Annotated in this window: 12 protein-coding genes; all 12 read left to right on the forward strand. The window is 46.9% G+C overall.

Annotated elements, in window-relative coordinates; genetic code table 11:
• Window positions 1-95: 95 nt before the first annotated feature.
• The 12 genes from ACX0G9_RS00730 (at window position 96) to ACX0G9_RS00785 (ending at window position 25,349) form a co-directional block, all read left to right on the forward strand.
• Window positions 96-3,227: a SusC/RagA family TonB-linked outer membrane protein gene (locus ACX0G9_RS00730; protein WP_459062916.1), complete on the forward strand. Its 3,132-nt coding sequence runs from the start codon at window positions 96-98 to the stop codon at window positions 3,225-3,227.
• A 49-nt stretch (window positions 3,228-3,276) separates the two neighbouring features.
• Window positions 3,277-4,836, forward strand: a complete 1,560-nt coding sequence (locus ACX0G9_RS00735) for a RagB/SusD family nutrient uptake outer membrane protein (protein ID WP_459062917.1) — start codon at window positions 3,277-3,279, stop codon at window positions 4,834-4,836.
• Window positions 4,837-4,912: 76 nt separating this feature from the next.
• The gene (locus ACX0G9_RS00740; protein ID WP_459062918.1) at window positions 4,913-5,743 is read left to right on the forward strand and encodes a phytanoyl-CoA dioxygenase family protein; all 831 of its coding nucleotides are present in this window, start codon (window positions 4,913-4,915) and stop codon (window positions 5,741-5,743) included.
• Between the two features lie 40 nt (window positions 5,744-5,783).
• Window positions 5,784-8,666, forward strand: a complete 2,883-nt coding sequence (locus tag ACX0G9_RS00745) for a glycosyl hydrolase (RefSeq protein ID WP_459062919.1) — start codon at window positions 5,784-5,786, stop codon at window positions 8,664-8,666.
• Window positions 8,667-8,690: 24 nt separating this feature from the next.
• Window positions 8,691-10,175, forward strand: a complete 1,485-nt coding sequence (locus ACX0G9_RS00750; protein ID WP_459062920.1) for a glycoside hydrolase family 28 protein — start codon at window positions 8,691-8,693, stop codon at window positions 10,173-10,175.
• A gap of 74 nt (window positions 10,176-10,249) precedes the next feature.
• Window positions 10,250-12,697: a family 78 glycoside hydrolase catalytic domain gene (locus tag ACX0G9_RS00755; protein ID WP_459062921.1), complete on the forward strand. Its 2,448-nt coding sequence runs from the start codon at window positions 10,250-10,252 to the stop codon at window positions 12,695-12,697.
• 114 nt (window positions 12,698-12,811) lie between these two features.
• The gene (locus tag ACX0G9_RS00760) at window positions 12,812-13,414 is read left to right on the forward strand and encodes an RNA polymerase sigma factor (protein ID WP_459062922.1); all 603 of its coding nucleotides are present in this window, start codon (window positions 12,812-12,814) and stop codon (window positions 13,412-13,414) included.
• Between the two features lie 81 nt (window positions 13,415-13,495).
• Window positions 13,496-14,770 carry a FecR family protein gene (locus tag ACX0G9_RS00765; RefSeq protein WP_459062923.1) on the forward strand — a complete coding sequence of 425 codons (1,275 nt, stop codon included), beginning with the start codon at window positions 13,496-13,498 and terminating at the stop codon, window positions 14,768-14,770.
• A gap of 74 nt (window positions 14,771-14,844) precedes the next feature.
• On the forward strand, window positions 14,845-18,240 hold the full coding sequence (locus ACX0G9_RS00770) for a SusC/RagA family TonB-linked outer membrane protein (protein ID WP_459062924.1): 3,396 nt from the start codon (window positions 14,845-14,847) through the stop codon (window positions 18,238-18,240).
• A 51-nt stretch (window positions 18,241-18,291) separates the two neighbouring features.
• Window positions 18,292-19,845: a SusD/RagB family nutrient-binding outer membrane lipoprotein gene (locus tag ACX0G9_RS00775; protein ID WP_459062925.1), complete on the forward strand. Its 1,554-nt coding sequence runs from the start codon at window positions 18,292-18,294 to the stop codon at window positions 19,843-19,845.
• Between the two features lie 20 nt (window positions 19,846-19,865).
• Window positions 19,866-22,208: a family 20 glycosylhydrolase gene (locus ACX0G9_RS00780; RefSeq protein WP_459062926.1), complete on the forward strand. Its 2,343-nt coding sequence runs from the start codon at window positions 19,866-19,868 to the stop codon at window positions 22,206-22,208.
• A 66-nt stretch (window positions 22,209-22,274) separates the two neighbouring features.
• Window positions 22,275-25,349 carry a glycoside hydrolase domain-containing protein gene (locus ACX0G9_RS00785; protein ID WP_459062927.1) on the forward strand — a complete coding sequence of 1,025 codons (3,075 nt, stop codon included), beginning with the start codon at window positions 22,275-22,277 and terminating at the stop codon, window positions 25,347-25,349.
• Window positions 25,350-25,368 lie beyond the last annotated feature (19 nt).

Consider the following 25,368-nt stretch of genomic DNA (forward strand, 5'->3'; position numbering starts at 1 on the left):
ACCTGAATTGGTTAAATATCTTTCCCTGAACCAGGGATATATTTGAATAGTATATCTGCTATTACTTGTTCATCTAAACCAAAAGGGCTAACTGTATGAAATTTATTTCAGGCAATAACGGTATGCTATATTCGCATATCGGCCGGACGATGCTATTCTGCTGCTTTATCCTGGTGACTAAAGCTTTTTTATCTCCCGATCTTATTTTTGCACAACAAACGACTTTTACAGTTTCAGGAAAGGTAGCCCTTGGAGCCAACGCTACCGATCTGTCAGGAACTTCCGTACAGGTGAAGGGCGGAAGTAAGGGAGTCGCCACTGACGGTCAGGGGCATTTTTCCATCAGCATTCAAAAGGGGATAACCCTGGTCATCAGCCATATCGGTTATAAACCGGTTGAAATCAGAGTTACCGCGCCGGTTGTACTGAATCTCATCCTGGAGCCAGGAGAGAACAGTCTCGATCAGGTAGTGGTGGTCAGTTATGGCAAACAACGGCAGCGGGATATTACGGGCGCCGTCAGCAAGATCAATGCCGGAGAGGTGCAGGACGTAGCGGCTGCCGAATTCGGACAAAAATTGCAGGGAAAAGTGGCCGGCCTTCAGTTAGGCCAGACAACAGGCAGGCCAGGACAGGGCATGACCTTCAGGATCCGGGGAGCAGCATCCCTCAGTTCGGGTAACCAACCCCTGGTAGTTGTGGATGGCCAGCCCATTATCAGCGATCTGGGCCAGGGTGCAGGTCTCATAAACCCGGATGAAATTGAATCTTACAGTGTATTAAAAGATGCTTCGGCTACTGCCCTTTATGGAAGCAGGGCAGCGAACGGGGTTATCATTATTACTACCAAACAAGGCAAGCTGGGGCGTACGAATGTTACGGCAAGTTCCTATTACGGTCAGCAAAAGCTGACAAAAAGAGGGCACCCGAATTTAATGAATGCGCATGAGTTCGCCACCTATATGAAAGGGTATTATGAAGATAAGGCTCTATATGAGGTTCCTGCTACGGTTGTGCCGGATGATTATAAAAATCCTGACCAATATGGCAAGGGAACGGATTGGTACAGTGCCATTTTCAGAACCGCACCGATAGAAAATTATTCGGTGAACCTTTCTTCCGGTACCGAAAAATTGTTGTCCAGTACGACCTTTAGTTATTTCCACCAGGATGGTATCCTGTATAATACCAGCGTAAAACGATATTCCGTTCGCAGCAACAATGAATACAGACCCGTGGACCGCATTCGCCTGGGATTGAATATTGCACCCACTTACCAGATCGATCATAACACGCGCGGATCCATAGATGGTAACCGGCAGATCATTAGCGGTTCCCAGATCAGCTCTCCGTTGATCGCGCCGTACAACGCAGATGGCTCCTATATCTTAAAGACCGGTTCTTTCGGTATGTATACCACGCCTAATTTCCTGCAGCAGCAAAAGCTCATGAACGTCAATCAGAATAATATGCACCTGTTGTCCAATGCTTATCTGGATATCGAGGTGATTAAAGGATTGCATGCCAAATCGACCTTTAATATCGATTACACCACACAGGATTATAATGCCTATTATGGAACGATGTATGCTACTTTCGGGTCGGTTCCCCCCCGTCCGATCACGGCATCCAGCGCGGTGAACAGTTCAAATAATTCCTTTATCTGGTTGAATGAGAACACGCTCGATTATTCTGCCAAAATCAAGGAACATAGCGTAGAAGTGTTGGCAGGGTATAGTGCCCAGAAATATAGCAAAAATCTACGATCTGTTAACGGCAGCGGTTTTGCAAATGATGCCGTTCCCTGGATCTCCGGAGCAACGACGACCACAGGAAGCACCAGCAAACAATCCTGGACTATGGCTTCCGCCTTTGCCAGGTTGAATTATGATTTTGAAAAAAAATATTTTCTTACGGCCACCATTCGCCGGGACGGTCACTCCCGGTTCGGGGAATTTAAGAAATACGGTGTATTCCCTTCCATATCGGCAGGCTGGATCGTGAGTGACGAATCCTTTTTTCCTAAAGCAGGACCCGTTTCGTTCCTGAAGATTAAGGGAAGCTATGGCCTAACCGGAAACAATAACCTGGGAGGAAGTAACGATGCAGGCAATTATTTACAGGCTTCCCAATTGAGCGGTACGAATTATGTATTTAACAACACTACTACGGTAGGGGAGTCGATCACTTCACTGGGAAATAAGGTATTGACCTGGGAAACCTCCAAGCAAACCGATGTCGGGGTTGAAATGAATTTCCTGAAGAACAGGATCACCTTCTCCTATGATTATTATAATAAAAGAACGGAAGGCATGTTGGCTAATCTGCAGATCCCTTTTGCATCCGGCTATGCCAGCATTGCATATAACCTGGGAACCTTCCGGATCTGGGGACATGAGTTCCAGGTAAGTTCCCGGAACCTCGTCGGCGAATTCAGCTGGAATACGGATTTTAATATTTCCTTTAACGACAATAAGGTACTGAGCCTGATAAATAATACCCCTATTGGCGGTACCGGGAAGTATAACGATTATAACCGTACGGCCGTGGGCCATCGTATTGGAGAATTGTATGGCTATATTTTCGATGGTTTGTATATGAACCAGGCGGATTTTGACAAATATCCCAAAGAAACAACCTCTGCGGTCGGAACGGCCAGAATGCGGGATGTCAATGGAGATGATACTATCAATATCAGCGACCGAACCTTTATCGGAAGGACCAATCCTAAATTTATCTTTGGATTTAGTAACAATTTCCAATATAAAGGATTCGATCTCAGTATCGTTACTTCCGGACAGGTCGGCAATAAACTCATGGATATCAACATGCAGAATAAACAAAACCTGGACGGTATATTCAATATCGATAAGGATATGGCCAACCGGTGGCGCTCCGAAGCCAATCCGGGTAACGGGAAAGTGCCCAGGACCAAGTCCAATACGACGGAATTATACCGTAGCACCAACACCAACTGGGTATTCAGCGGCGATTATTTAACGGTAAAGAACCTTACACTCGGGTATACGTTCAAACAAAGCGCTTTACGCTATATTAAGAGCGTCAGGGTTTATGGAAGCGCCCAGCAATTGTTCGTATTCACCAAATACCCGGGCCAGAATCCTGAAGTGAACGACTTCAGGGATGACCAGACCAAGGCGGGTCTGGATAATGGATCTTACCCGGTTCCCAGAACATTTATGATCGGGGCAAATATTAATTTCTAATCCTATTGCCCTTTTCACTAACATTCATTACCGAAATAAAAGCTTAAATATGAAACAAATAAAATATGCAGCGATCCTTGCCCTGGTTGGCTTGGCAACCGGATCCTGTAAAAAGGATTTCCTAACCGTCTATCCGGAAGGAAATATAAACGAAGGAAATTTTTATAAAACAGCAGCGGATTTTCAACAGGCATTAACTGGGTCATATGTTCCCTTGAGGGACGTGGCCAATGTTGCCTTCTGGATGGATGAAATGCGCACCGATAATACGGAATATGACTATAACACCCAGGACAGAGGTGGCCTGGGGTATGAGCAGATCGCCGATTTTCTGGATGATGCCTCAAATGGCGTCACCAGTACTCCATGGACGGCTGACTTCAAGGGGATCCAACGGACGGATGTCATCCTGGACAGGATACAATCCATTGCTTCCAGTGTTATTTCTGATTCGGCAAAGAATCAACTTATCGGGGAGACAAAAGCATTACGGGCCCATTATTATTTTGACCTGGTCAGAAGATATGGAAAGGTTCCTCTTTATCTGCATGAAGTCAAGGAGAATACCGGGGCTTTCATAAGCCGGTCTTCAGTGGACAGCATTTATGGGCAGATCATTGCCGATTTTTCCGATGCATTGACCCTGCTTAAACCCCCTGCCTCTTTTCCTCAATCGGGTCGCATTACGAAAGGGATGGTGGCTACGGAACTGGGATTGGTATATCTTACCCGCAAGGATTATCCCAAAGCTGCCGATCTGTTCCAGACGGTTACGCAAATGGGATATGCCCTCCTTCCTCAATATGCGGATGTGTTTGCTACTGCTAATAAGAACAGCCGGGAATCTATTTTTGAAGTACAATATAAGACCGGAACTGATGGGCAGGCAAGCTGGTTTATTTACCGGTTTATTCCGGTTACCCCCAATACGGGTAATATCCTGGGGCCTAGCTTTGTCAATGGTTACGGCGGCTGGAATGTCCCGACGGACGACCTCCTGAGCGCCTATGAAGCCAGTGACAAACGCCTGGATGCCAGTGTTGCGGTAGCAGAAGGGAAAAAGAATGCAAATCTGGATTTTTTGCCGGATAGCGTAGTTAGCATATTAAAAACAACGACACCTGGTGAGATAGCCAAACGATTCGTAAAAAAACAATGGCATACCCCTTTTAACGGCAGCAGTACCCTGATCTATAACACCGACGATAACTGGCCATTATATCGTTATGCAGATGTATTATTAATGCTCGCCGAAGCCCTGAACGAACAGGGCAAATCCGGCGATGCGCTGCTCTACCTCAACCAGGTAAGGACCCGGGCCGGTCTCGCCGCTTCTGCAGAGACTGATCAAAACCTGTTGAGGGAGGTTATTGCCCATGAAAGAAGGATCGAACTGGCCTTTGAGAATCATCGCTGGTTCGACCTGGTACGTACTGAGCAGGCCATACCCGTAATGACGGCCTTTGGGATCCTGCAAAAGCAGAAGTATCCATACATCTTGCCAAATGCGTATATTGTAAACCAGAACAGGTTGATCTACCCGGTGCCTTTCAGGGAAACCCAGGTTAACCCGGCCCTGGGCCAGAACCCTGGTTATGGCGCTCAATAACCTGTACAATTTGTCGCCGTCTTCCTATATTGACTGTTATGATCCGCTAACCCTTTTTTAAAAAAATATCTATAAGATGCAATACGAATTAACGGATGAACAGATCCGTAGTTACCGGGAAAATGGATTTATTGTCATTGAAGACTTTTTGTCACCGGCAGAGCTGGAACAATGGCGCAAGGCTGTCATGTCCGCCGTAACCGCAAGGGCCGGCCAGAAAATGCCGGGGAAGGATGTAAAAATAGGAGAAGACGATGGCATTAATGAAGATGCCGGTTATTTTGGCAAAGTATTCGATCAGCTGATCAATTTGTGGCAGACGAACGAGGAGGTTAAAAAATTAATGATCGACGAACGGATTGGCAAAATGGCTGCTGATCTGGCTGGTGTCGACGGAATCAGGATATGGCATGATCAGGCCCTTTTCAAACGGCCATGGGCCAATCCGACAGCCTGGCACCTGGATACTCCTTTCTGGTCTTTTTCGGACCGGAAGGCGCTGTCCATTTGGGTTGCGCTGGATGATGCCACTTTCGAGAACGGATGCCTTTATTTTATGCCCGGATCCAGCCAGCAAACCAGTTTTGCGAATAGCCCCATCGGAAAAAATATGGATGGAATATTTGAAGTGTATCCGCAGTTTTTAAAAATCAATTCAATGGCGGCGCCTATGAAAGCGGGTAGTTGTTCTTTTCATAACGGCCTTACGATACATGGGGCCAACGCCAATATGACCAGTGGTTTCCGGCGTGCCATGACCTGTGCCTATATGCCGGATGGCAATATATTTAACGGACAGCCCAATGTACTCCCCGATGCTTATGTCCGAACCCTTAAAAAGGGAGACCTGCTGAATAATGAATTGCAGAATCCGCTGATTTATCACCGGTCGGCTTCAACGTTATAATCTGTAGATTTGTCCGACCCTTTAAAAAAATATTGAAAGGATGAACAGAAGAAAATTCCTGTTACAGGGAACCCTATTGACGACTGGTTTTACTTTATGGAAAGGAATACCAACACACGCGGAACCGGGATCCGGTCCGCTCTCATTATCCGGTCAGGCCGCTTTATCCGGGGCGGATCTGTACCGGATCTTTAAAGATCCGGCCATCGTACATCGTCCTTTTGTACGCTGGTGGTGGAATGGAGATAAAGTGGAGAGAACCGAACTGGCCAGAGAACTCCGCCTCATGAAAGAGGCAGGCATCGGAGGCGTAGAGATCAACCCGATCAAATTTCCGGCAAGGACGGACGACCTCGGAAAGCCTGCCGTGCAGTGGCTTAGCCCCGAATGGATCGATCTGTTGAAATTTACTTTTTCAGAAGCAAAATCCCTGGGGCTGACCTGTGATCTTATTGTAGGATCCGGTTGGCCATTCGGTGCCGAATGGCTGGAAGGAGAAGAACGTTCACAACAGGTGGTGATCGGTACACATAAGCTGGAAGGGCCATTGGATTATGAGGTTTCTCTTTTCGATCTTTTCAAGGAGGCGGATCCTGCCCCGACTTCTCCTTTTGCAGGACGAACAATGGAAATGTTATCCGTGCAGTTGGTTCCTGCCCGGTTCAACAACCTGGAGGAAATAAAAGATCTGTCGGCCCAGATCCCGAATGGAACGATCAAGGTCAGTGTCCCGCAAGGTAAATATGTGTTGTATGGGCTCGTGAAGGTCCATGGTTCCATGGAGGTGATCAATGGTGCGCCGGGCGCGAATGGCCCCGTACTCAATCATTATAACGAAGCGGCGGTAAAAAAATACCTCAACCGCATGTCGGATTCCATTCAGCGGCAAACCGGGCCCTTATCCGGACATATCCGTTCCTTTTTTACCGACAGTATGGAATTGGAGGGAGCCAACTGGTGTGGGGATATGTCGGAAGAATTTAAGAAAAGAAGAGGATATGATCTGATGCCCTGGCTTCCTTTCACTATGTTCAAGACGGGAGGGATGGGAAATGTTTATGATTTTAATTATGGCGCGGAATTGGGACCCGAAATAAAAGAAACCATGGCCCGTGTACGGTATGATTTTGATCTGACCAAAAGCGAACTTATCCGGGAACGGTTCATTAAATCCTTTACGGGCTGGTGCAGGGAGAATAAGGTAAAATCCCGGGCACAAGCATACGGAAGGGGGTATTATCCGCTGGAAGGGAGTTTCGATATCGATCTGCCGGAATGCGAAACCTGGATCAAATATGGGTTAGGGAAGGAAATGAGCGAAAAGGATTATCGTATCGGCCGGGCCTATACCATGATCAATAAATATGTTTCTTCTGCAGCACATCTCAAGGGAAGAAGACATGTAAGCTGCGAAGAGCTGACAAATACCGATATGGTGTTTAATGACACCCTGGAAGTGCTGAAGGTGGCCGGAGATCAAAGTACTATTTCCGGTGTAACTCATCCGGTTTTTCATGGATTCAATTATTCTCCTCCCGACGCTAAATTCCCCGGTTGGATCCGTTATGGTACTTTCTTTAATGAAAAAAATACCTGGTGGCCCTATTTCCGGCGATTTACGGATTATAAGGCACGACTGTCCGCCTTGCTACAGGAGGTCGATATGTTTGCCGAAATAGCCGTATTGCCGCCGGTATCGGATATGTGGAGCATCTATGGAGCACAGAACGAACCTTTCCCCTCGCTTATCCATCCGTCTTATCAGACCTTTATATGGGAGTCGATTCATCAGAATGGCAATGCCTGCGACTATATATCAGAGGAAGTGATCCGCGATGCTGCCATGAAAGACGGGCATCTTTATTACGGTCCGAGAAAATACCATACGATCTTCCTGATCGAAGTACAAAGAATGGAGCCGGCTACTGCTGAAAAGTTGTATGATTTTGTTGCTGCGGGCGGGAGGATCTTCTGTATAGAAGCTTATCCGGAAAAATCGGTGGGTTGGAACAACTACCGGCAACGGGATCAGGAAGTACAGAGCTGGGTAAATAAGATGAAGAGTTTTCCGGACCGGTTTTTCTTTCTGAAGAAACCGGAAAACAATTTTTTGCAATGGTATAAGGACATCCAGGTGAAATACGGGATCACTCCTTATGTCAGCATCGATCGCCCGGATCCTTTTGTAACACAGGTACGCTACCAGACCGGAAACGTCGAAATGTTGTTGTTCATCAATTCAAACATGCAGGATACACATACCTTGACTATTATTCCCGGAAAAGAAATAAGTTCAGGCAGACAGGCCTGGATATGGGATGCCGAAACCGGAGAACGATATCATATTGAAACAGGCGCGGATAAGATTACCCTGGACCTGGGGCCGGCGGATTCCAGACTGCTGGTATTCGATAAGGAAAAGAAAGGGCGCAAATGGAATCCTGTGCCTGCCGGCATAAAAGAAGAAGGTAATGCCGGGGCCGGCTTCCCGTCCGGCCCATGGACCTTGGAACTGCGGCATATTGACGGGTCTGTGAAAAAAACAGAGATGGAAGCTTTAAAAGATCTGAAAGATATCCCTGAATTCGAGCATTTTTCCGGAACCGTAATTTATCGAACATCCTTGAATGTTACCGGAAAAAACAATTTTCAATTCCTCAATCTGGGGAAAGTAGCAGGCGTATCCGAATTGACGGTTAATGGAAAACAAGCAGGCGTGCAATGGTTTGGCAGAAGGATCCACCGGGTAGGGGAACTGTTACAAACCGGCTCTAATTCCGTGGAAATTAAAGTGGTTACCGTAATGGGGAATTATTTAAAAACCTTGAAGGACAATCCCGTTGCCCAGTACTGGACAAACGAAAAAAGAAAGGATCAGCCTATCCAGTCTTTGGGTTTGATCGGACCGGTTACGATATATTAACACGATATATTTAAACAATAAGTTATGGGTAGAAGAAAAAGCGCCGGGTTAGTGATCGTCTTCTTTTGTTTTTCCGTTTTGCAAGCCCGGGCAAATAACGAAGCGAAAGATTATCCTGCTTCCTTATTCGGGGTGAAGTCCGACGGGATCACCCTGAATACCCGGTCTATCCAGTTTGGGATAGATTATATCAATAAGAACGGAGGGGGAAGACTGGTCTTTAACGTAGGCCGGTATCTTACGGGTTCTATTCATTTGAAATCGAACGTGATCATTCATTTGCAGGAAGGCGCCGTTTTGGTGGGATCGCTGAATCCATTTGAATACGATAAGAAACTCACGACGGCCCTTGTTTTTGCCTACGATCAGCATGATATCGGCATTACCGGGAAAGGAATCATTGACGGCAGGGGAAGAGAAGTGGCCACAGCGGTCATAGGTATAATTCAAAAAGGATTGATAAAGGACCTTTTCAGGTATGATCGCCCGGAAGCCGAGTCCAGGGCTATGCTGGTCAATTTCCGTAACTGCGCGAACATCCTTGTCAGGGGAGTGACATTGCGGAACGCGGCCAGCTGGGTGCAGACTTATGATCAATGCAGGAACCTGCAACTGGACAGTATTTATGTGGACAGCAAGGCCTTCTGGAATAATGACGGGATCGATATCGTGGACTGTGACAGTGTTGCGGTTACCAATTCTTATATTGATTCAGACGATGATGGTGTCTGTCTTAAATCCCATGATGGATCCAAATTCTGCAATAATGTCGAAATCCGAAATTGTACCATCCGCAGCAGTGCGAACGGCATAAAATTCGGAACGGCTTCTTATGGTGGTTTCCGGACCATAAGGATCATTAATGTTAAAGTGTTCGACACCTATCGTTCGGCTGTAGCGCTGGAAGCCGTTGACGGCGGATTTGTGGATGACGTAATGGTGGATGGTTTACAATCTTTTAATACCGGGAATGTTATATTTCTCCGTATAGGGGAGCGGGTTGCCGGTAAAAAAGGAAGGATGGAAAACATACGGATCCGAAATGTCTATGCGGAAATTCCCTCCGGGAAGCCGGATGAAGGATATGAATATGAAGGCCCGGTCGAGGACATGCCCCGCAATGTAAGCCCGGGAATAGTTATTACCGGAATGGCCGACGCATTGATCTCGGGAGTATCGTTAAATAATATAGAGATCAAACACCCTGGTGGAGGAAATCCCTTTTTTGCCAGGGTAGGATTGGACTCGCTGGATCATATCCCGGAAAAGGCTAAGGCTTACCCGGATTTTTCTATGTTCCGGGAACTACCGGCGTGGGGTGTGTATATCCGGCACGCAAAAGGTTTGGAATTCACCAACCTGAGTTTGAGCTGTGAAAAAAAGGATTACCGGACTGCGATAGTGATGGATGATGTGCAACAGGCAAAATATAAGTCCGCCGTGATCAAAGAACCGGGAAAAAAGAAGACATTTTTTATGCAAAAATCGACCGGGATACTAATGCAATAGGATGAAATGTTGATCAGAACGATATACATTTAGAGGGTAAATCAACCCAATTACACTGCCTAAACCCTCCTTACATGAAAAATGATGGGTGCTTTGTAGCCTTAGCCTTTCTTTTATTTATAGCTTTTAAAGGCTCCGCTCAGGATCATCTTCCTCCTACTCCTGCCTCCCCGCCTGCCTACAAGTCGGATTGGGTAAATAAATATTGGGAAGCAAGCTGGATTAGCGCCCCGGGAAAGACCGGTCGGGAATATGGGGTCTATCATTTCCGAAAGTCCATCCAAATAAAAAAAAATCCGGATAGTTTTCTGGTTAACATCTCCGCCGATAACCGATACCGCTTATTCGTCAACGGTAAGATCGTAGGGGCAGGCCCTGCCCAGGGTACTCCCGGAAATTGGTTCTATGATACTTATGATCTGGCTCCTTTTTTACAGCCAGGGGAGAATATTATTGCCTGCCAGGTTTGGAATTATGGCGAACATATTCCCTGGGTGCAAATGTCTGTAAAGACAGCTTTTATCATACAGGGGAACTCGGAGCGGGAAAAACAGGTAAATACCAATCAAAGCTGGAAGGTGATCGAAGATAAAGCCTATTCGGTTCTGCCCATCGATCCATTCCAGGTCAGGGAGTTTATCATTGTTACTCCGGGGGATAGTATCGATGGCCGGCAAATTCCCTGGGGTTGGGAAGAGCCTTCCTATAAGGACAGTTCCTGGAAGAACGCCATTAACCTTGTCAGAGGGGCTCCATATGCCACCGGAACTGATCTTTGGTGGCAACTGGTACCGCGAAGTGTTCCATATCTGAAGGAAGACACGATCCGGTTCCGGACCATAAGGAGGATAACAGGAATGGATACGGCAAATACAGGTACCGTCACTCCGGATTTTCTTTCCGGCACACAAGACATGATTCTGCCGGCTTTTTCAAAAACGAAAATAATAGTAGACCAGGGAGTTGAGATGACGGCTTTCCCGGAAATAAGGACCAGCGAAGGGAAGGGGGCTGTCCTTACACTCAGGTATGCGGAAGCGATGATGGATTCTGTACGGTTAAAAGGTAATCGCAATGATATCCGTGGCAAAACCCTTTACGGAGTGGCGGATAAATTTATCACAGACGGGGGAGACCAGCGTTTATTCCGGCCACTATGGTTCAGAAGTTACCGGTTTGTAGAATTGGAAGTGGTTACAAAATCCGATCCTCTGGTCATTCATGATCTTTATGGAAAATACAATCATGTTGAACGACCGCTCCAGGCTTCGTTTGAGACCAGCGACAGTTTATTCAACCGTATTCTTCATACGGCCTGGCATACCCAGGATGTCTGCACCAAGGATTACCTGTTAACGGATGCTTATTATGAGCAGCTTCAGTATATAGGGGACAACCGGATACAGGCGCTGATCCTGAACAGCATGGGCTATGACCGGGAGCTGGTAAAGAACATGATCCGGCAATATTTTCAATCCCGCACCTCCGAAGGCCTGACGCAGAGCAGGTTTCCCTGTGCCGTTCCCCAGATCATTCCTACCTATTCTTTATTATGGATCAACATCCTGCATGATTACTGGACTTATTATTCCGACGATGCTTTTATCCGGCAAATGTTATCCGGAGTGAATTCCGTATTGGATTGGTATGAGCAGAAACTGGATCCCTTAACGGGAATGCTGGGGAAGACGGAGTTTTTTAATTTTGTGGACTGGACGAAGGAATGGGCCTGGGACAATAATACGGCGCTTGGCGGGATTCCGGCGGGATGCAGCGAAGGAGGAAGTTCCATCACCAGCATGCAATTGGCTTATGCCTTAAGGGATGCTGCCGAACTTTTTACCTGGGCGCATAATTCTTATTTTGCCGAAAAATATAAGGTATTGGCCGACCGGATTTCCAAAAATGTTTGGAGACGTTGTTGGGACGCAAAGCGACAATTGTTGTCCGATACGCCCGATAAGCTCTATTTCAGTCAGCATGCCAACATTTTCGGGGTGTTGAGCCATACTATTCCGCTGGAACAACAACGTTCGGTTATCCGGAGAATCGCCACAGACACCAGCCTGGTCCAAACATCTCTTTATTTCCGTTTCTACCTGGGCCAGGCTTATAAAGCAGCAGGCCTGGCCGAAGAATACCTGGACCTGATGGGGCCCTGGAAGACCATGCTGGAGGACGGATTGACGACCTTTGCCGAAGTTCCCGGAAATGCTGCCCGCTCCGATTGTCATCCCTGGAGCTGTTCTCCGTTATATGAATTTTATTCTACTATTTGCGGGATACGCCCACGCTCGCCGGGATTTTCAAAGATAGAGATCAAACCTGCCCTGGGCGCCTTAAAATGGGTAAGGGCTACGATGATCCATGATGGACAACCCCTGCGGCTATCCCTGAAAAGGAGAAATGGGCTTAAGGGTATCGAAGGGGAAGTGTTTTTACCGGGTAAACTGGAAGGGGTGTTTGTCTGGAAGGGTAAAGAGGTCTCCCTTCATAAAGGCCAAAATATCATCCGGTTATAAAAAAATAAGATATTTCATTTTTATTCAGGACTTTACTAAATTGACAAGAGTTTGAACAACAACCGTTCGTTTTCATTAATTTTAGCATAATTCACTAATAAAAGGTTTTCTGATTTGTACGGTTCACTAACTTCTGATGAGCAAGCATTACTGCAACAGCTGCAGGCAGGAAATCCCTGTGCTTTTACCCAACTATACCATGTATATAGTGGGCAACTTTACGTCAATATCTTTAAAATGGTGAAGGATGAGCAGATAACGGAAGAGATCGTTCAGGATATCTTTACCTGTATCTGGCAAAAAAGAACGGAGCTTCAGTTTGACCAAAGTTTTGGCGCATACCTGTATCGAATGGCCCAAAACAGGGTAGTTGACTTTTACCGCAAGCTCACCCGGGACAAATCATTGTATGAGAAATTTAAAGCCTTAACTACAGCCCATTATTCACATATCGAGGAAGCGCTGCATGTCAAGGAGAACGAAGCTCTTTTGCGACAGGCCATTGCCAGCCTTCCTTCCCAGCAGAAAAAAGTGTTCCAGCTTTGCAAACGGGATGGCTGGTCCTACAAGGAAGCCGGTGAACAACTGGGTATTTCCCAGAATACCGTCAAAGAACACCTGGTCAAGGCCAATGTAACCATCCGCCATTTCCTGCAGGGGCGTTTTGCCGGAGGATTGGGATTACTGTTACTGTTTATTTTCCGCCGCCCCTCCTGAATTTCACTTTCTTCCCCTTACGAAATTTTTGCCTGGACCCACCCGATTTTTTCCGGCAAGCGTCTTTATTAAAATACTGCTTTGGAAGATCGATCGCGTTTGGATACACTTTTTGCCAAATTATTGGATAATAGCTGCTCGCCGGAGGAATCGGACGAGCTGGTGGCCCTGTTTTCAGCGCAGGAGCCGGATAGGGACTCCTTACAATTACTCTACGAACAGATAGAAACTCCTGTTGCGCACAACGAAATCGACCCGGACCTTCGCCGCAGACTCCAAAAAAGACTGGAGCAGATATTAGCCAATGATTCGGCCGATGATTCAATTAGCGGGATTATATCCGTCAGATTCAGGTGGATTGCCGCTGCCGTATTTTTACTGATTATAGGAATGTCAGCAAGTTATTGGCATTTCTATTCGGACAACAGACTCAGCACTACCGCAAAGAAAAAAGAGTCCCTTAGGATAACAAACGATATTCCACCCGGTTCCACTAAGGCAATCCTTACCTTGGGAAATGGCCAAAAGATCGTGCTGGACAATACCGGCAATGGCGTTGTCGCAGAACAGGGTAATATGAATGTTTTGAAATTGGCAAACGGAAGACTGGCTTATCAACGTCTGCCGGGAAACAGTTTACCCGGAAACAATACGCGGGATACGACCGGGAAGGCGGCCGGAGATTTGACAGGGGTCGTGTACAATACCTTGACGACTCCCCGGGGCGGACAATACCAATTGACTTTGCCGGATGGCACCAAAGTGTGGCTGGATGCTTCTTCCTCTATAATTTATCCTACTGCTTTCGTAGGAACAGACCGAAAAGTGGAAATAAAGGGACAGGTCTATTTTGAGGTAGCGAAGGATGAAAAATTGCCTTTTATCGTAAAGAGCAGGGATATGATAGTACTGGTCCTGGGTACCCGTTTTAATTTAAATGCTTATGAAGAAGAGAGTGTGATCAAAACCACCTTACTGGATGGGAGCGTGAGGGTGATGGCTGGAAATAACGGCATATTGCTCGATCCCGGGCAACAGGCACAATTGAATAATCAAATCCTTAAAACAAGCAACGCAAATCCATTTATTAAAGTAGTGAAAGCTGATATGGCTGAGGCATTGGCCTGGAAAAACGGTTTTTTCAGTTTCCGGCATGCCGACATCCAGACGGTGATGCGGCAACTTTGCCGCTGGTATAATGTAGAGGTCAAATACCAGAGGGAAATAAATAAGGAAAAATCTTTCAGCGGTGAAATAGGCAGAAATCTGTCTCTGGCCGATGTGCTGAACGGTCTTCAACTGTCCCGGATCCATTACCGGATCGAAGCAGACAAAAGGTTAGTGATATTGCCATAAAACCAGAACTATAAAACACTCTATATCCAGAACATCATAAAACCAGAACATCATAAAACCAAAACACTGTAAACATGAAAATTATTCTTTGTATCCCGCTTAAGAGGCGGTTCGCCATGAAATTGACAGTTGTATTGTTCGTTGTTGGTTTCATGCAGGCAAAAGCCAAAGGAATTACACAGAATGTTACCTATTACGGAAAGAATGTGCCGGTATCCGCAATTTTTTCAGTGATCAGGCAGCAGACCGGGTTCGCTTTTTTTTACAGCGATCAGGATCTGAAAAATTCCAAACCCGTTACGGTTGATCTTAAAGAGGTGTCTGTTGAAAAGGCGCTGGAAGAAACTTTGAAAAATGAACCTTTTACGTTCCTGATAAAAGGTAATACCGTTTTTATCGTTCCAAGAGCCAATCCGGTCCTTCAAACCGGGGATAATGGGCCGCCTGTAATAACCATCAAAGGACAGATCACCGATGAACATGGACAGCCGCTGGTCAATGTCACGGTTCAGGTCAGGGGAACGAAGAAAACTACCGTTTCCGATGCCCAGGGAAATTATGTTATAAGCGCTGATGACAATGCCATACTTATTTTTTCCTTCGTAGGCTACAGAAACAGGGAGGAAGCCATAAAAGGAAGGACCACATTAGATGTGTCGCTGGAACCGGGGAGCAACCAAATGACCGATGTGGTAGTTACGGCACTCGGTATTTCAAGGGAACGGCGGGCCATCGGTTACTCCGTATCGGAAGTAAAAGGGGCCACGCTTACTGAAGCCCGTGAGAACAGTTTTGTCAACAGCCTCGAAGGTAAAGTTGCCGGCGTTAATGTTAGCGGAGTAGCTACCGGCCCAAACGGTGCATCAAATGTGGTGATTCGGGGTATCACCTCTATGACCGGTAGCAACCAGCCGCTGTATGTAGTGAACGGTATCCCGCTTGTTAATAATAACTACGCGACAACGGACGTTAATGGCGGTTACGGAGGCAAGGACGGCGGCGATGGGATCGGCAATATCAATCCTGACGATATCGAGAACATTTCAATACTGAAAGGCGCGGCGGCTACCGCATTGTATGGTTATCGCGGTGCGAACGGGGTGATATTGATCTCCACCAAAAAAGGCAAAAGCTCCGATGGGCTGGGTGTCGAGATCAATTCCAACTATGTCGTGCAAAATGTGATTGACAAAACCGATTTTCAAACACAATACGGACAAGGCAACAATGGGGCCAAGCCCATCAATCAACAGGATGCACTGGGATCCATGGAATCCAGTTGGGGTGCTAAAATGGACGGCTCGCTCACCCCGCAGTTCGATGGTGTATCACGGCCTTACTCTGAAGCAGCAAAAGGCAATATGGCCAGGTTCTATAAACAGGGCGGTGCTGCGACCAATACGCTGGCATTCAGCAAAGGTTTCGGAGAGTACGGTGCCACAAGGTTTTCCGTAAGTTCTCTTAATAATAACAGTTATGTTCCCAATGCAGGACTTCAGCGGCTTAGCTTTACGCAGACGACTACGCTGAAAATGGACAAACATCTGACCCTGGACCTGTCCTCCCAGTATGTTTCGGAATATACCAAGAATGCACCCAATGTTGCCGATGCGATCGGGAATTTAAACTGGGGTCCCATGTTCGTTCCGCCGAATGTCAACATAACCACTTTAGGCGGACCCAGGGGTGATGGCACCTTGGAAAATGGCTACGAGCTTAACCCCTTTGCTGACGTCTATACGACTAATCCTTATTTTGCTGCCTACAAATTCAAGGGTGCCATTCACCGCAACCGTTTTATCGGAGCGGCCAATCTAAAGTATACCTTCGACAATGGTTTTTTCATCGGAGCGCAGGTGGCCAATGACTATTCCAATGACCGCAATACCAACATCACGCCGACCGGAACCGGGTATGAAACTGGCGGTGATATGACTGAGCAGAATGTCAAGCAGACGGAATTAAATATCGATCTGACAGCGGGTAAACGGTTTAAGCTTGGTGAAAACTTTACCCTGAACACCCTTGTCGGGGGAAATTACCGTAAATCCGTCCAGGAGTTCGTTACAGCAGCCGGACAAACCTTTGCCACGGAATTTTTATACACTATAGGGAATCTGGAAACATTACAGGAAACCTATGACCTGAGAAATGAAAAATACAGGTCCGTTTACGCCAGTGCCGATATCGCCTACAAAAATTATCTTTATCTCACCCTGACCGGACGGAATGACTGGTATTCAACGTTGGCGCCGGGCAAAACAAATTATCTGTACCCGTCTGTGAGCGCCGCTTTTGTTTTCTCCGAACTGCTGCATCTCCCGGCGATGGACCTCGGAAAATTAAGGCTCAGTTATGCCAGTGTGGGTGGCGCTGCTGACCAGCCCTATCAGACCCTGCAAACCTATGGCATACAAGGCACGTTGAATGTTCCCCGTGGTGTTTACCCGGTCGGATCTGCAGGGGATATCATTAACCATTTAGTTCCCAACAGCAATCTCAGACCTTCCAAAAGAGAGGAATTCGAGATAGGAACAGAGATGGATTTCTTTAAAAACAGGCTGCGGTTCGATCTTTCGCTTTATCATAAAAAAGTGATCGACGATATTGTGCCGGTATCCATTGATTTTACCTCTGGTTACAGCTCTGCGCTGCTTAACGTAGGTACACTGCGGGATAATGGCATCGAACTGGAGATTGGTGGAACTCCGGTCAAAACGGCACAGTTCAGCTGGGATGTCAATTTCAATGGAACATATAATTCAAGTAAAGTATTATCGTTAGGCGGCCAGCAGCAGATAACACTGGGATCGGCTACACCCGACTGGGGTTCCATTGCCTACGTTCAACAAATAGTGGGCAAGTCGGCCTTACATATTATCGCCCAATCGCCCGAATTGGATGATAACGGAAAAATTGTTTTAAACCCTTCCAGCGCCTCCCCGGACCCATCCAACTCCGTTCCCATGGATTATGGTTCTGCGATCGATCCGTGGACGGCCGGTATTACTAACACGTTCCGGTATGGGCATTTTAACCTGTCTATTCTGATCGACGGTAAATTCGGGGGGAAATTATTCTCCACTACAAATTTTGTGGCTTACGTGCAGGGCCTTGCGAAAGAGACGCTGCCCGACAGGGACAAGCTATTCGGCACGGACGGTGTATACCCTTCCACTTATTATGGGAACTGGGCGAATGCCAATCAGGGATTATTCCTCTATGATGCCAGTTTTATTAAATTAAGACAGATCATTTTCGGGTATGATTTCCCCGCCAAACTATTTCATAATAAAATTCGCGGCATGCGTCTGAGTTTGGTGGCAAGGAACGTATTTACGATTATGAAACATACGCCAAACATCGATCCGGAGTCCAATTACTCTGCGTCGGTCTATTCCCAGGGGCTTGAATCGGCGGCAGTTCCTTATTCCAGGACATTGGGTTTAAACCTGAATGTAAAATTCTAATCAACCCTATTCAAGTTAAAACTCAGTGTAAACACAAAAAAGCTTTTTAATATGAAATATAACACGATCTGTTTAATAGCGGGTATATTGATGGTGATAACCTTCGTTTCCTGCAAAAAAGATCTATTAGAGACCAATTCCAATCCAACTGCGACGACCGGTAAAAGCTATAATCCCAATTTTTTACTGACCACCACGCAATTGATGTATACCGGCAGCTCGGATTTCGGTGCTGAGAACTGGCAGGTCGAATGGGCGGAACTGGGAGGATTTATTCAACATGTCGCCTCGGTCAATACCTCTTTTTATTCCGGCGACAAATATTTAAATGCCGTTGGAAATTTTGGCGTCTATTTTTCTCATGCATATATCTACCAGGTTCAGCCTGCTATTGAGCTTTACCAGCTAACACTGGATAAACCGGCATACCGGAACCTGCACCAGATGGCCAGGATCATGAAGGCCATGATATTTGAGCGCATAACCGATCTTTACGGGGATGTCCCTTATTCCCAGGCTGGACAGGGTTATTATGGAGGCGTATTTGCTCCTGTCTTTGACAAGCAGCAGGATATTTATACCGATCTGTTAAAGGAAGTATCGCAGGCTACCGATAGCCTGGATGCAAATGCTGATTATCCAACGGGCGATGTATTTTATTCTTCTTTTGGTACAGATCAGATCAGCATGTGGAAGAGATTCGGCAATACATTGCTTTTAAGAATGGCCATGCGGTTAACGAAAATAGATCCGGCCACGGCCCAGACTTATGTTACCAAAGTGCAGGGGCAGACCATGCAAAGCAACGACGACAATGCTATTGTTCAACATTCTCCCGGTCAGGTAACACAGAACAGGGATACCTGGACCATCCTGTTGCAGGACAGCGCAGATCTGAAATTTTCCAATACGTATATCGATTACCTGAAGGATAATGATGACCCGCGTCTTCCAGTGATGGCGGAAATATTTGCGACAGGAAGCACCGATCCGGCCGATCAGCAGGGCCTTCCTCCGGGGTATATATTGGGTGGCACCAATACTTTGCTGGATATTACGCAAAGACCCGATTATCCCGCTGTCCTGGGTATGCAGGGTTACTCCCGGTTCAATGATAATATTTTGGATTACTCGGCTCCCAACCTGGTATTGACCTATGCAGAATCGGAATTCCTGCTGGCCGATGCGGCTAAACGATGGGGTATAGGCGGTAGTGCAGAAACGCATTATAAAAACGGGGTACTGGCGGCTATCACACAATTGTCCGCCTTTGGAGATGCTTCTACGATCAGCGATGGCGATGCCGGGACCTATTACGACGCACATCCCTACGATGATGCCGACGGTCTTAACCAGATCAATACGCAATTCTGGCTGAGTACAGTGCTGAACGAATACGAGGCATGGATCAACTGGCGGCGTACAGGATATCCGGTCTTAACGCCGACCAATTACCCGGGCAATGTAACCGGCGGAACTATTCCCCGGAGATTACCCTATCCACCGGCTGAAAAGGTGACCAACGGGGATAATTATAATGCCGCAGTGGCACGTTTACAGGGAGGAGATCTGTTGACCAGCAGAATGTGGTGGGATGTGAATTAACGCCATTTTTTTACTTAGCTATGAAAATACTTTCTATTTTTTTTATTAGCATTTTTTCAGGGCAGTTTGTTTTGTCCCAAATCAATCACCCTCCCGTTGGCCAGCATTTTCCGGAAACGATAAGTAGTCCGAATAGTATTGTTCCCCGTCCTTTTGAGTCGTCGCTGGGGACTGGCAGATTTAAATTGCGGGACCGGATGGTTATATATACCGATGATGCCACCAGGGAAACAGGTAATTATCTAAGCGAATACCTTCGGGAAAATTATCAGCTAAACCTTGCCGTGCAGCCCCGGCATGCCTCGACAGGAGCAGGAATTTTATTGTCCGCAGTCAGGCCTCTATCAGGAGTAAGTACTGAAAATTATTCCCTGTCTATCCGGGAAGGGTCGGTCATGATCACCGGAGGTGAAGCCGGAGTGTTTTATGGTGTACAGTCCTTGCTGCAATTGGTAGAGAAGGCCAACGGGATATTGACGATTCCCTGTATGACGATCCGTGACAAGCCCAGGTTTCGGTGGAGGGGTCTGAGTCTGGATGTCAGCCGTCATTTTTTTTCTGTGGAAACGGTAAAAAAATATATCGACCTGATGGCGCATTACAAATTCAATACCTTTCATTGGCATTTGACGGATGATGAAGGCTGGCGCATTCAGATCGATAAATACCCGGAATTAACAACCAAAGGGTCTTTTATGAACCGTTGGGCAGCAGAGGGTAAATTCAGGGCATTATCGAATATTACTGGCGGAGGCAATGAAGGATACTATACCAAAGACCAGGTCAGGGAAATTGTTGCCTATGCCCACCGGCATTACATCATCGTTGTGCCGGAAATAGAAATGCCGGGGCACAGCGAAGCCGCCATATTTGCCTATCCGGAATTGGGCGTACAGGATTCAACCGGAGAAACGATTCGTCAAAAACCAGTTCCAAGGGTAGGTATGTACGATCCTTCAGAGAAGGTCTTTTCCTTTCTCAGGGATGTCCTGACGGAGGTGATGGAACTCTTTCCGGATAAATATATTCATATCGGGGGAGATGAAGCGGATATGGAAAAATGGCTCAAAAGCCCAATCGCCTGCACAGTGATGAAGGAGCAGGGATTAAAGAATGTTAAGGAGGTGCAGAGTTACTTCATAAAAAGGATGGAAAAATTCATAGTATCCAAAGGAAGACAATTGGTAGGATGGGATGAAATATTGGAAGGGGGAGTAGCTCCGACAGCTACGGTAATGAGTTGGCGTGGGGAAGAAGGGGGTATTACTGCTGCTAAAATGCATCATCCTGTTGTGATGACACCCTTGCCTTATGTCTATTTTGACGCGCCGCAGAGCGATGATCCTTCTGAACCGATTGGCTGGAACGACCCTCTGTCCTGGCAGCACGTTTACGGATACGAGCCGGTCCCGGCCTCCCTTAGCATTACCGAAGGAAATTATGTATTGGGCGCGCAGGGGAATATCTGGGCGGAGAAAATTCCCACGGCAGAGCATCTGGAGTATATGGTATATCCCCGGGCATTGGCCCTGGCAGAAGCCTGTTGGACGGCCAAAGGGCTGAAAGACCTGTCTGATTTTACCCGTCGCCTGGATCATCAGTTTGCCCTGCTTCATGTATGGAACGTGAATGCCCGTCTGCCGGATGCGGAAGGCTTACCCTTTGTAAGCACCAACCGTAAAGATTTCCTTTTGAAATTATCCCATCCCCTGAAAGATGCACAGATCAGGTACACTTTGGACGGCTCTTTACCCGACGAAAAATCCCCCTTATACCGGACTCCTGTAATGATCGATCTTTCAGGACATCCTTCTCTTATTATTAAGACCAGGACCAGTTCGTCCCTTTCTTCCCAACTACGTTACCAGACTATCCTGTTGACCTATGTTCCGGTAGAAATTTTCCGGGAAAAAAATAGTCTGGCAGACTCCGGCTTCAATGGTGCTTCAACTGTTTTTTTTTCCGGCCTGGAATATAATATTGCTTCTTCGGGGATGTTGGCCGGCGCCTCGGGTATCTGTTCTTCCGTAAGAATCCCTCAAAAAGATCTGCCTGCCGGATTCCGCGAGATCCGTTTTACAGGATACCTGCAAATCATCCGGGAGAGTGATTACCGTCTGGGTGTTTCTTCGGATGGGGAAACGGTATTGACCGTTGATGGTAAGATGGTAATTGACAACAGGGGATACCGGGGAACCGTAGAAAGAGAATCCTTACTGCATCTGAAAAAAGGATATTATCCTATTGACCTTTGGTATAAGAACGAGGAGGATGCGAAAATGCTGGATTTGAAGATCCGGCCGGTGGATGGCAAACCCATGCTCCTGTCGGGAATCTTATTACATGCGGCGGGAGATAAATAAAGGCTAAAGCAAACTCAGTCAAACGTTTGCATACCTTGTTTTGCGGCTGATATCCTATCTTCAATTATGCAAAAGAATAGCTGGTTATTATTCCTTACAGTACTTTCTTCTCAGCTTGTGAACAGCCAAGCCATCCTCCCCCAGGAATCGAAGGTAATTAAATATACGGATGGTGTCGCTTCCTGGAATGCCGATTCCCTGGGGAATCACCGGGCGGTGATCCGATACAATGGTTCCGGTAATATAGCCCGGGTTATCATTCCCTGGCGCAGAAGGGATCTTTCTCCCGAAAAGAAAAGAATCATCGTGCAAGACGCGAAGACCGGAAAACGCGTAATGAATACAGTAAAGGTAAATTCCAACCGTGAATCAGGAGAATTGTATTTCGAACCCTTGTCGGGTAAAGGAATTTATTATGTTTATTATTTGCCTTACAGGAATGAAGGCCGTAGCAATTATCCCAAAGGCGTCTATCTGAAACCGGATACTACTGCCACCGTAGAATGGGCCACGCACGTCAACGCGCAATCTCCCATAAATGGGCAGGCATCATCGGGGGGGAGCCGGGCTGCCCCTACTTCAATCCCGGTGAACTGTACCGTTGAAGAATTCCAATCGATAGATGCTTTTAATAGTTTTTATCCCATGGAAGTGATCGCCACGGCGAAAGAGACGAAAGACCTGAAGGCAAAATTTCCTGGCAGATCTTTTCTGATCTTCCCGGAAGACCGGTTGCATAGCATTCGGATGCGCACGGACCTGCCGGTCAGGTGGATCGGTCAGGGCGCGAATCCGGTGTTCCGGGGTGAAGCCGCCAAGGGAGAATATTTTGCTTATCAATTGGGCATATATGCCCTGAGGGATCTTGAAGACCTGCAATTGGTTTTCAGCGATCTGAAAGGTGCGGACGGTAAAGTAATCGCAGCAGAAAACATTTCCTGTATCAATACAACGGGTATCGGTTATGATGGCCAACCGTTCCTTAAAAAAGTGACCGTTCCGAAAAACCAGGTGCAGGCGTTGTGGTGTGGTATCAATATACCGGCCATTGCGGAAACGGGTTCTTATTCAGGAAATGTAACTGTGCTCGCAAAAGGCGTGAAACAAGAGAGGGTTGTTATCCGGATCAATGTGGGAGCCACCTTGCTTAAAGATGGCGGCGCAGGCGAGCCTGCAAAGATGACCCGTCTCAAGTGGCTGAATTCTACAATGGCCCAGGAGAATACAGTGATCGCGCCTTATACCCCGCTCACGATACAGGGAGATTCCCTGATCAACCTGCTGGGAAGACAAGTGCAGTTGAATCAGCAAGGGTTTCCCCAACAAATACAAACTTTTTTTACCCCGGAAATGACGGAGATCGGTACTACGCCTCAAAATATCCTGGCAGAGAATATCCATTTTCATTTTACCCGGCAAGCGGACGGGAAAGATGTACGTTTAAAAAGTGAGGGCCTGACCTTTACCAAAAGAGAGCCTGGAACTGTACAATGGAAGGCAGCCAATACAGCCGACGAATTGCGGATGGATCTTACCGCAACCCTGGAATTCGATGGGTTCCTTTCGTATAGGGTTAAAGTAACTGCCTTGCAGGACGTGGAGTTGAAGGAAATTACCATGCATATCCCCTTTAAAAAGGAGGTGGCGAAATATATGATGGGGCTGGGACTAAAAGGTGGCTATCGTCCGGATAGTCTTTACCAGTGGAAATGGGATGTAGCCAGTAAAAACCAGGATGGTGCCTGGATCGGCAATACCAATGCCGGGCTGCAATATTCTTTACGGGATGAAAAATACAGCCGGCCGCTCAATACCAACTTCTATTTGCAAAAACCTTTGTTGTTACCTTCATCCTGGGGGAATGATGGAAAAGGCGGGATCGGCATCGGGATCAAAGGCAGTTCTATGCTGGCCAATAACTACAGCGGTTCCCGGAAAATGAAAAAAGGGGATACGCTCTTTTATAATTTCACCCTGCTGATCACCCCCTTTCACCCCATCAACACGGACTTTCAATGGGCCACCCGCTTTTATCACCGCTATAATAACCTGGATACCATTAAGGCAAAAGGAGCTACGGTGATCAATATACACCACGCCACCCCTATCAATCCCTGGATCAATTATCCATTTATCGAATGGAAAAAAATGAAAGGGTATATCGATACGGCGCATACGCTGGGGCTGAAAGTGAAGATCTATAATACCGTACGGGAGTTATCCAATCATGCCTATGAGACTTTTGCGATGAGAAGCCTGGGTAGTGAAGTGTATTCCGGCGGGGCAGGCGGCGGATATAGCTGGCTGCAGGAGCATATCGGGGACGATTATATCGCGGCCTGGTTCGTTCCGGAGATCAGGGACGCCGCCCTGGTGAACAGCGGCATGAACCGCTGGCACAACTATTATGTGGAAGGAATGAACTGGCTGACGCAGAACGTCGGGATCGATGGAATATATCTTGATGACGTAGCTTTTGACAGGATCACCATGAAACGGATCAAAAGGGTATTGACACAGGACGGACACCCTGGGATAATCGATCTGCATTCTGCTAACCAGTACAATAAACACGATGGCTTCAATAATAGTGGCAATCTTTATATGGAGCATTTCCCTTACCTCAATCGGTTGTGGTTCGGAGAATATTTTGATTATGAAAAGAACGGCCCCGATTTCTTTTTGACGGAAGTGAGCGGCATTCCTTTTGGACTGATGGGGGAAATGCTCGAAGGCGGAGGCAATCCCTGGCGAGGCCTTATCTATGGTATGACCAACCGCATGCCCTGGACGGAAAATGCCGATCCGGGACCCATCTGGAAGATCTGGGATGATTTCGGGATGCAGGGAACGAAGATGCTCGGTTATTGGAGCCCGTCATGCCCCGTTAAGACCAGTATCGAAAGGATATTGGCAACTGTCTACCAAAAAAAGAATGCTCTCCTCGTCTCTTTGGCCAGTTGGGCGGAGGAAGATACTACCGTGCGTTTGAATATAGACTGGAAACAGGCAGGCCTTGATCCGGCAACCGTTTCCATTGAAGCTCTGGAAATGAAAAATTTTCAGCCAGCAAGGAAGTTCCGTGCCGATGAGCCAATCCCCATTCAAAAAGGCAAGGGCTGGCTGCTGATCATAAAATAGTTAATTTCCCCTATCTTGC

The sequence above is a fragment of the Flavitalea flava genome, from assembly GCF_054461575.1.

Excerpts from the sequence above, each read along its gene's own strand:
- ACX0G9_RS00745 (WP_459062919.1), top strand. The coding sequence starts at position 5,784 with ATGAACAGAAGAAAATTCCTGTTACAGGGAACCCTATTGACGACTGGT.
- ACX0G9_RS00785 (WP_459062927.1), top strand. The coding sequence starts at position 22,275 with ATGCAAAAGAATAGCTGGTTATTATTCCTTACAGTACTTTCTTCTCAG.
- ACX0G9_RS00780 (WP_459062926.1), top strand. The coding sequence starts at position 19,866 with ATGAAAATACTTTCTATTTTTTTTATTAGCATTTTTTCAGGGCAGTTT.
- ACX0G9_RS00750 (WP_459062920.1), top strand. The coding sequence starts at position 8,691 with ATGGGTAGAAGAAAAAGCGCCGGGTTAGTGATCGTCTTCTTTTGTTTT.
- ACX0G9_RS00740 (WP_459062918.1), top strand. The coding sequence starts at position 4,913 with ATGCAATACGAATTAACGGATGAACAGATCCGTAGTTACCGGGAAAAT.
- ACX0G9_RS00735 (WP_459062917.1), top strand. The coding sequence starts at position 3,277 with ATGAAACAAATAAAATATGCAGCGATCCTTGCCCTGGTTGGCTTGGCA.
- ACX0G9_RS00755 (WP_459062921.1), top strand. The coding sequence starts at position 10,250 with ATGAAAAATGATGGGTGCTTTGTAGCCTTAGCCTTTCTTTTATTTATA.
- ACX0G9_RS00775 (WP_459062925.1), top strand. The coding sequence starts at position 18,292 with ATGAAATATAACACGATCTGTTTAATAGCGGGTATATTGATGGTGATA.
- ACX0G9_RS00770 (WP_459062924.1), top strand. The coding sequence starts at position 14,845 with ATGAAAATTATTCTTTGTATCCCGCTTAAGAGGCGGTTCGCCATGAAA.
- ACX0G9_RS00730 (WP_459062916.1), top strand. The coding sequence starts at position 96 with ATGAAATTTATTTCAGGCAATAACGGTATGCTATATTCGCATATCGGC.